Genomic DNA, 605 nt, shown 5'->3' on the forward strand with positions numbered 1-605 from the left:
CGCCGACGGTGATCGAGTACGTGAACGGCATGAGCGCCACGGTCAGGAACACCGGCACGGCCACCGTGTGGTCGGCCCAGTCCACGTGGCGGGCGTCGCGCAGCATCATCGCGCCGATCACCACCAGGGCCGCGGCGGCCACCTGGGCCGGCACCATCTGGGTGAGCGGCGTGAGGAAGAGGCAGGCCGCGAAGAACAGGCCGGTGACGACGCTGGCGAGCCCGGTGCGGGCACCCTCGCCGACGCCGGTGGCCGACTCGATGAAGACCGTCTGGCCCGACGCGCCGCTCACGCCGCCGACGGCCCCGCCCGCGCCGTCGACGAACAGCGCCCTGCTCAACCCGGGCATGCGGCCCCGCTCGTCCGCCAGCCGGGCCTGGGTGCCGACGCCGATGATGGTGGCCATGGCGTCGAAGAAGCCGGCGAGCACCAGCGTGAAGACGATGACGCCGACGGTCACGCCGCCGATCTCGCCCCAGCCGCCGAACTCCACCTGCCCGATGAGCGAGAAGTCCGGCCGCGAGACGGCGTGTTCCGGCAGCTCCGGCGGCCGGCCGCCCCAGGTCGCGGCCGGCAGGTCGCCGACCGCCTGCACGACCACGGCG

Annotated in this window: 1 protein-coding gene; it reads right to left on the reverse strand. The window is 74.4% G+C overall.

Annotation, left to right across the window (positions count from 1 at the left end; translation table 11 throughout):
* The coding region (locus tag KUM32_RS42060) for a solute carrier family 23 protein (RefSeq protein WP_254406818.1) at positions 1-605 on the reverse strand (605 nt) is incomplete at both ends.

This window comes from Streptomyces sp. AC627_RSS907 (assembly GCF_019049165.1).